Origin of the sequence: Kineococcus terrestris (genome assembly GCF_041020755.1) — a bacterium.
Taxonomy (GTDB): domain Bacteria; phylum Actinomycetota; class Actinomycetes; order Actinomycetales; family Kineococcaceae; genus Kineococcus; species Kineococcus terrestris.
This window is the reverse complement of record NZ_JBEUEI010000014.1, coordinates 103,437-110,068: the sequence shown is the minus strand read 5'-3', so window position 1 is coordinate 110,068 and position 6,632 is coordinate 103,437. Positions and strand designations below refer to the sequence as shown.

The window sequence follows — 6,632 nt, the reverse complement described above, 5'->3', positions numbered from 1 at the left end:
GTTGCTGGTGAGGGTCGGGGGGGCGCTGGGGGTGTGGGGGGGGTGGTTGTTCGTGGTTGGCGGCCGGGTCCGGCGCGGGGGGCGCGCCGCCCCCCCCCCCGGGCAGGAGCCCGGCGACGGCGCCCGCGGTGAGCCCGTCGGGGAACGTGGTCCCCGTGACGAGGAAGGCGGTGTCCAGCACGTTCCCCTCGGCGAAGACGGAGGTCCGGTAGCGGTCCTCGCCGTAGTTCGTCGTGAAGCGAAGCGGCGTGGCGCTCGCGGACACCGTCGCCAGACCACCCAGCAGGCCGGTCAGGGTCAACGCCACCGCGGCGCGCCGGGCGGCGCCCTTCGGCAAGCGGATCATGGTCAACTCCGAGCTCTTCAGGGGTGGGAGTATCGTCAGAACGCGACGCCGGCGGACTCGCCGCCGCCCATCACGGTGAAGTACTGGACGCCGTCGCCCTGGAGGACGGCGACGTCGGAGCGGTCGATGCTCTCAGCGCCGAGCTTCAAGAACGTCAGCGGCGAGCCCTCGACGGCTCCCCCCTCGGCGACCCACTGGCTGCGGTGGCGGTCGACCTGGACGAGGAACTCCTCGACCGACTGGCCGAGGACGCGCACGGTGCCGGTCGTCCGGCCCAGCGCGGCGTCGGGCAGCTTGCTGCCGTTCTCCACGATCCAGCCGGCGCGCGCCGTCCTGTCGGTGACGAACACGGCCTTGAGGACGTAGTCCTGGGTCGTGGTGCACTTCTCGGTGCGTCGCTCGATCAGCGCTGCTTCCTCGACGGTCGCAGCGTCCTTGACGCTCTGCTGGCACGCCTTGATCTCGTCCTCGGTCATGGGGCGGTCCGTGACCTTCCCGACCGGCTGGAACAGCGTCGAGGTGCCGGGCACCACGGCGCCGGAGCCGAGGTAGGCAATCTGGTTCCCGCCGATGACGAACTTGCCCAGTCCAGTCTTGGTGAACTCGACGAACTTCACCTCGGCCTTCTGCCAGGCCGGCGCCGTGGAACGGGTGTCCGACGGCGTGAGGGGCGTGGTCACCGGCGGCGGGTCCGGAGTGGCCGTGCCCGGGGCCGTGGTGGGCCCGGCGGTCGGGACGGCGGTCGGGACGGTCGTCCCACCACCGACGGCGCCGCCCACGGACCCGCTCGGGAGGCCGCCCACGACGGAGCCGCCGGTGGAACCGGTCGAGCCGCCGGACGCGCCGGTCTGGTCGCCGGAGCCGACCGTCACGGGGGTCGGGCCGACGGTGCGGCCGAAGATGTCGCGGCCGCTGGCGGCGAAGGCGACGGCGTCGCCGCCGTCGGCCGGCGCGCTGACGCTGGGCTGGACGCGCACACCACCGGGGACGGCCCCGGCGATGTCGCCGCCGGGCGTGCTGCTCAGCCAGAGGAACCCGAGGGTCCCCCCGCCGAGGACGGCGACCGCGGCGGCGCTGGCGAGGACGGCGCGCACGGCGCGCCCGTCACCGGGCTCCCGCGCCTCGTCGCCGGCGGCCTCCTGGGGAGCGGGAGGCTCCGGGGGCGTCGGCGCCCCGAAGGGCACGTGCTGGTCGCTCATCAGCTCACGCTCTCCGTCGTGGCGGCGTCGTCGGCCGTCGCCTGGGTGTCGGTGGGGACCGCGGCCACGGCGGCCGCGACGTCGGGGTCGAGCACGAACACGCGCCCCGTGATGGTGGTGGTGACGTCGTCGCCGTCCGCGGTGTCGGCGCCCTGGGTCACGGTGACCTGCTCGACGCCGAAGAAGCGCGTCATGTCGGCCTGGACGTTCTTGACGAACAGCTCGCTGGCCGGGAAGGACCCGGCGACCTGCACGACGAGGGGGACCTGCACGATGCCGGCGGTGTCGGTGCCGGCACCGGACGTCGTGGTGTACAGCGACGCGGGCGAGGGCGTGACGGCGACGAGGGTGACCCCGGCGCTGGTCGCGTAGCCCTCCAGCTGGCGCAGCAGGGCGGGGACCTCGGCCTCGTCGGGCAGCGAGGCCTTGATCTCGGCGAGCCGGGCGCGCTGCTCGTCGAGGGTGGCGAACTGCGACTTGAGCAGTTCGGTCTGCTGGGCGATCTGGGCGTTGCTCGCCACGACGCCCGCCGTCTGGGCCCGCACGTCGGCCGCCTCGGCGCGCTTGGGCGTCACGAGGAGGAAGTACGTGGCCACCAGCGCGAGCAGGGCGAGGACGCCGGTGCCCGCGATCCACGCGGTGTTCCGGGAACCGCTCACGTCGGGGTGCCTCCTGTCGTCTCTCGGGTCACCGCTGCGCGCTGAGCGCGGCGTCGGTCAGGGTCAGGCCGGCGTCGAACGTCACGACGTCCGTACCGGGGTCGAAGGTCGAGCTGCTGAGCGTCGGGTCGGCCACGCCGGGGATCCCGGCGACGGCGTCCAGCCAGTCGGCGACCTTCGTCTGCGAGGTCGTCTGCCCGGCGACCGTGACCGACGCGACCCCGGGCTGCTGCAGGGGGTCGGCGACCGCCCCTGTCGCGTCGGTGGAGGTGCCGGTCACCTGCATGGTCACCGAGGTGAAGGACAGCTCGGTGGGCGAGACGGCCGCGAGCTGGTCCAGGTAGGAGTACCAGGGGACGTCGCCCGCGGAGACCGCCTGCTGCACGGAGACGGCGGTCTCCACCTCGGCGAGGATCTTCGGCACCTCCGCGTAGGGAGCCTGCTCGGCCTGCAGCGCGGCGGTGCGGGCCTGCTCGACCGCCAGGTCGTCGTTGGCGACGGCCACGTGCCCGAGGGTGATGACGTAGGCGCCGGCGCACACGCCGACGACCGCGGCGAGGGCGCCGCCGAGGGCCAGGCGCACGCGGCGGTCGCGGCGCGCCTGCCCGATCTCGGGCGGCAGCAGGTCCACGCGCACGACGCGGCTGCGCGTCGCGACCGCTTCGAGGGTCTGGAAGCTCATGAGATCACTCCGAGGGCGAGACCGATCGGCACGGCCGCGAGGGGCTGGACGGTGGCGAGCTGGTGGTCGTCCAGGCCGGTGCGGCCCAGGTGGTAGCCGCCGATGGAGTCGCCGGCCACGACGGGCCGGCGGGTCGCGGTGGCCATCCGGTCCAGCACGCCCTCGAGCAGGGAACCGCCGCCGGAGACGACGATCCGCTCGACGGGGAAACCCGGGTTGGAGGCGCCGTAGTAGTCCAGCGAGCTGCGGATCTCGTCCACGAAGACCTCGACCATGAGGTCGACGGCGGTGCGGGCGAGTTCCAGGTCCTCGGCCGGCACGTCGTCGACCTGACCGCGCTTGACGCTCTCGGCGATGGCCGACGGGACGCCCATGCGCTCGGCGATGGCGTCGGTGACGTCCTGGCCGCCCATGAGGAGGATGCGGACGAACCGGGGCTGGCCGCCGGAGTGGATGACGAGGTTGGAGACGCGGGCGCCGATGTCCAGAAGGGCCTCGGTGGCGACGTCGGCGTTGGGGCGGCCGATGCTGCGCAGCACCGCGAACGGCGTCAGGTCCACCGACCGGGTCCGCAGGCCGGCGGCCTCGACGGCGTGCACGTTGGCGAGCACCATCTCGCGGGGGGCGGCGACCAGCAGACCGCGCAGGCTGCGGGTGGGACCCTCGTGCAGCTCCTCGGTCACGTGGAAGTCCAGGACGCAGTCCTCGACCGCGACGGGCAGGTAGTCCTGCACCTGCAGGGCGAGGGAGGACTTCAGCTCGGCCGAGCGCATCCACGGCAGGTCGACCTGGCGGACGACCACGCGCTGGTTGGACACGCCGAGGGCGACGTCCTTCCCGGTGAAACCGCTGCCCTTCCACAGGGTCTTGAGCGCGTCGACGACGGCCGCGCGGTCGACGACCTCGCCGTCGCGGACGGCGCCGTCGGGCAGCGCGACCTGGCCGAACTTCTCGAGCGTGATGCCGCCACGCCCGTACGAGAGTTCCGCGGCGCGCACGCCCGACGTGCCGATGTCGAGACCGATGGCGGTTCGTCCGGGCACGTCGCCTCCTTCGAGTCGGGAGCCCAGCGGGCTCGGGTCCTACAGGTCCTCAGTGGTGTGATCGGGACGTCGCAGCGCCACCTTGAGGGGCGGGTCGTCCTCGGCTGGACCGCGTCACGCGGAGGGCGACAGTCCGACGACGCTCAGGTAGGCGTCCGCCAGGGGCTGCGCCACGGCCAGCGCCGACAGCGCGCCGGCCAGCATGTACGGGCCGAAGGGGATGCGGGTGCGGCGGCCGGCGCGACCGAGGGCCATCAGCACGACGGCGACGGCGCCGCCGAGCAGGAAGGCGAGGAAGGCGCCGACGGCGAGGGCGTCCCAGCCCCACCAGCCCAGGTACAGGCCGAGGACGCCGGCCAGCTTCACGTCGCCCAGGCCCATGCCGCCGGGCTTGGCGACGAACAGGACGGCGTAGAGCGCGAAGAGGGCCGCGGCGCCCACGGCGGCGCGCAGCAGCGCCCACCAGTCCGCCGTGCCGGCGCTGGCCACCGTCAGCAGGACCAGGGCCACCGCGTAGGAGGGCAGCACGATCGGGTCGGGCAGCCGGTGCACGTCGAGGTCGATCAGCGCCAGCGCCACGGCCACGGCGGCCAGGTACAGGTAGGCGGGCAGCGACCAGGCCGGGCCGACGACGGCGGTGACCGCCGCGAACAGGGCGGCGGTCCCGGCCTCGACGAGCGGGTAGCGGGCGCTGATGGGCGTCCGGCAGTCCCGGCAGCGCCCGCGCAGCAGCACCCACGACAGGACCGGGACGTTGTCCCTGCGGCGCACGGCGTGGCCGCACGAGGGGCACCGGCTGGCCGGCCGCACCACGGACTCCCCGCGCGGAACCCGGTGCACGACGACGTTGAGGAACGAGCCGACGAGCGCGCCGAGGACGCCGGCCGCGACGAGCAGCGCGGTGCTCACGAGCCGGCCTGCTCCGACAGCGTCCCGACGGTCCACGGGTCGTTAACCGGGGCGATGAACGACGGCGGCGGCAGGTACTGCAGCCGGTTGTCGTAGCGGTAGTCCTTGCCGTAGCCGGTGCTGGTCACCGAGCCGGAGCCCGTGGCCACCGGACCGCGGAACTTCTGGATGATGACCCCGTTGACCTGCAGGGTGCCCACCTTCGGCGCGGTCGAGTAGTTGAAGACGGTGAAGCTGTTGGACACCGAGGCGATGGCCGCGTCGATGCGCCGGTCCCCCGTCCCCCGCAGGTTGGTACCGGTCGTCCCGCTGCCGCTGACGGGGTGCCACACGGCGACGTTGTTCTGCCCGATGAGGCCCAGGACGTCCTCACCGCTGAGCCCGCCGACGTACTTGACGTCGCCGGTCACCACGACGTCGTGCTCGGCCGTGATGGTGCGGGCCCCCTTGACGTCGCCCTGCACGAAGGCGTCACCCGCCCGGCAGTTGTTGTTGTCGTAGTCCGTCACGTCGCCGCTGACCTGCTGGAAGGCGGCGATGCAGTTGCCGGGTGTGGTGGTGGACTTCACGTAGACGACACCGTTGCCGGGGCCGTTGACGGTCTGCGCGCTCGTCATCTTGGCGGCCGGGTTGCCCGTCGAGCATCCCGCGCGCACGGAACCCGCCGTCGTGTTGGGGCTGACGACTTCCAGCTTGCCGTCGGAGAGGAACTTGATGGACGTCGGTCCCTCGTAGACGCACCCGCCGGCCGTCGCCATCGCCAGCTGCTCGGTGGCGGTCTCCGGCATGTCGAAGCGGCCGAGGTACTTGGGGCGCTGGGAGGAGGCGGAGGGGTCGGAGTCCCCGTAGTACTTCTTGGTGGACGCCGTGTCCCACGCCGTCGTCGTCGCCTGCTTGAAGGTGACGGGACCGCTCAGACGCAGGGCGTCGTTCGAGTGCACCGGCCCGTCGAAGGAGTCGTTGCCGCTGAAGCTGATGGTCAGGCAGGTGAAGTTGCCGCTCACGCTGAAGGGGCTGGTGTCCGTCGGCGAGGGCCAGATCTCCCGGTCCACCCCGCCGACGTTGACCGTCCGCGGGAACGTGGTCCGGGCCGGGCTCGTCGGTGTCGAGTAGTAGTACCGCTGGCAGCCGCGGGTGACCTGGTCGACGGTGGGCGCCTTGAGGGTGTAGGTACCGTTGCGCGGGAACGTGACGGTGTTGCTGCTGCCGCTGCCCGTGAAGGTGAAGGCGCGGTCCGTGGTGCCCGGGGACCAGGACGGGGTCGACTGGAACAGGCGCGCCGTGTTCGCCGGGCTGAACGTCTCGAAGTCGGTGTAGTACAGGTACTTGAGGAAACCGCTGCGCACGAGGTCGACGGTCAGCGTGCGGGTCCGGCCGTTCACCTCGCCCGTGGCCTGCAGGCGGACGGCGCCGTTGCCCCCGGCGGTCAGCGGCGTGCTGACGACGCGGTAGCGGTAGATGGCACGGTTGACGCCCGCCGTCCCGGGCACGACGGCGCCCTGCCCCTTGGCGGTCACTCCGAGCGCCACGTCGGTGCCGCCGCAGGTGTTCGTCGTCAGGTAGTACGTCTCGCACTCGTTGAGGCGGTTGAGGTAGTCCTGCACGCCGGCCTGCGCCGCGGCCAGGGCACCACGGGTGTCCTGGCTGACCTTGGAGCGCTGGACACCCACGACGGCGAAGCCGATGCCGACGAGCACCAGCCCCAGCACGAGGAAGGCGCTGGCGAGCACCGCGAGCATGGTGAAGCCCTCGTCGTCGCGGCGCAGCCGGCGCAGCGTGTTGCCCTTCATCGCG

Annotated in this window: 6 protein-coding genes and 1 pseudogene; all 7 read right to left on the bottom strand. The window is 72.9% G+C overall.

Annotated features, from left to right (window positions below; translation table 11 throughout):
* Positions 1-346: pseudogene (locus AB8M62_RS10685) on the bottom strand (cell wall-binding repeat-containing protein); the annotation flags it as partial.
* Between the two features lie 35 nt (positions 347-381).
* The gene (locus AB8M62_RS10680; protein ID WP_369069513.1) at positions 382-1,545 is read right to left on the bottom strand and encodes a hypothetical protein; all 1,164 of its coding nucleotides are present in this window, start codon (positions 1,543-1,545) and stop codon (positions 382-384) included.
* Positions 1,545-2,204, bottom strand: a complete 660-nt coding sequence (locus AB8M62_RS10675) for a type IV pilus inner membrane component PilO (protein WP_369052259.1) — start codon at positions 2,202-2,204, stop codon at positions 1,545-1,547. The genes AB8M62_RS10680 and AB8M62_RS10675 overlap by 1 nt, the downstream gene beginning before the upstream one ends.
* 28 nt (positions 2,205-2,232) lie before the next feature.
* Complete coding sequence (locus AB8M62_RS10670; protein ID WP_369052260.1) at positions 2,233-2,886, bottom strand: PilN domain-containing protein; 654 nt, start codon at positions 2,884-2,886, stop codon at positions 2,233-2,235.
* A complete protein-coding gene (gene pilM / locus AB8M62_RS10665; RefSeq protein WP_369052261.1) occupies positions 2,883-3,929 on the bottom strand; it encodes a type IV pilus assembly protein PilM in 1,047 nt (348 codons plus the stop codon). Before pilM ends, AB8M62_RS10670 begins: the two co-directional genes overlap by 4 nt.
* A gap of 114 nt (positions 3,930-4,043) precedes the next feature.
* On the bottom strand, positions 4,044-4,838 hold the full coding sequence (locus AB8M62_RS10660) for a prepilin peptidase (protein ID WP_369069512.1): 795 nt from the start codon (positions 4,836-4,838) through the stop codon (positions 4,044-4,046).
* Positions 4,835-6,628 (bottom strand): hypothetical protein, encoded by a 1,794-nt coding sequence (locus AB8M62_RS10655; protein ID WP_369052263.1) that lies wholly within the window; start codon positions 6,626-6,628, stop codon positions 4,835-4,837. The genes AB8M62_RS10660 and AB8M62_RS10655 overlap by 4 nt, the downstream gene beginning before the upstream one ends.
* Positions 6,629-6,632: the final 4 nt, after the last annotated feature.

Bases quoted from the DNA above. Each gene is read 5' to 3' on its own strand.
- AB8M62_RS10680 (WP_369069513.1), bottom strand. From the start codon at position 1,545: ATGAGCGACCAGCACGTGCCCTTCGGGGCGCCGACGCCCCCGGAGCCT.
- AB8M62_RS10670 (WP_369052260.1), bottom strand. From the start codon at position 2,886: ATGAGCTTCCAGACCCTCGAAGCGGTCGCGACGCGCAGCCGCGTCGTG.
- AB8M62_RS10655 (WP_369052263.1), bottom strand. From the start codon at position 6,628: ATGAAGGGCAACACGCTGCGCCGGCTGCGCCGCGACGACGAGGGCTTC.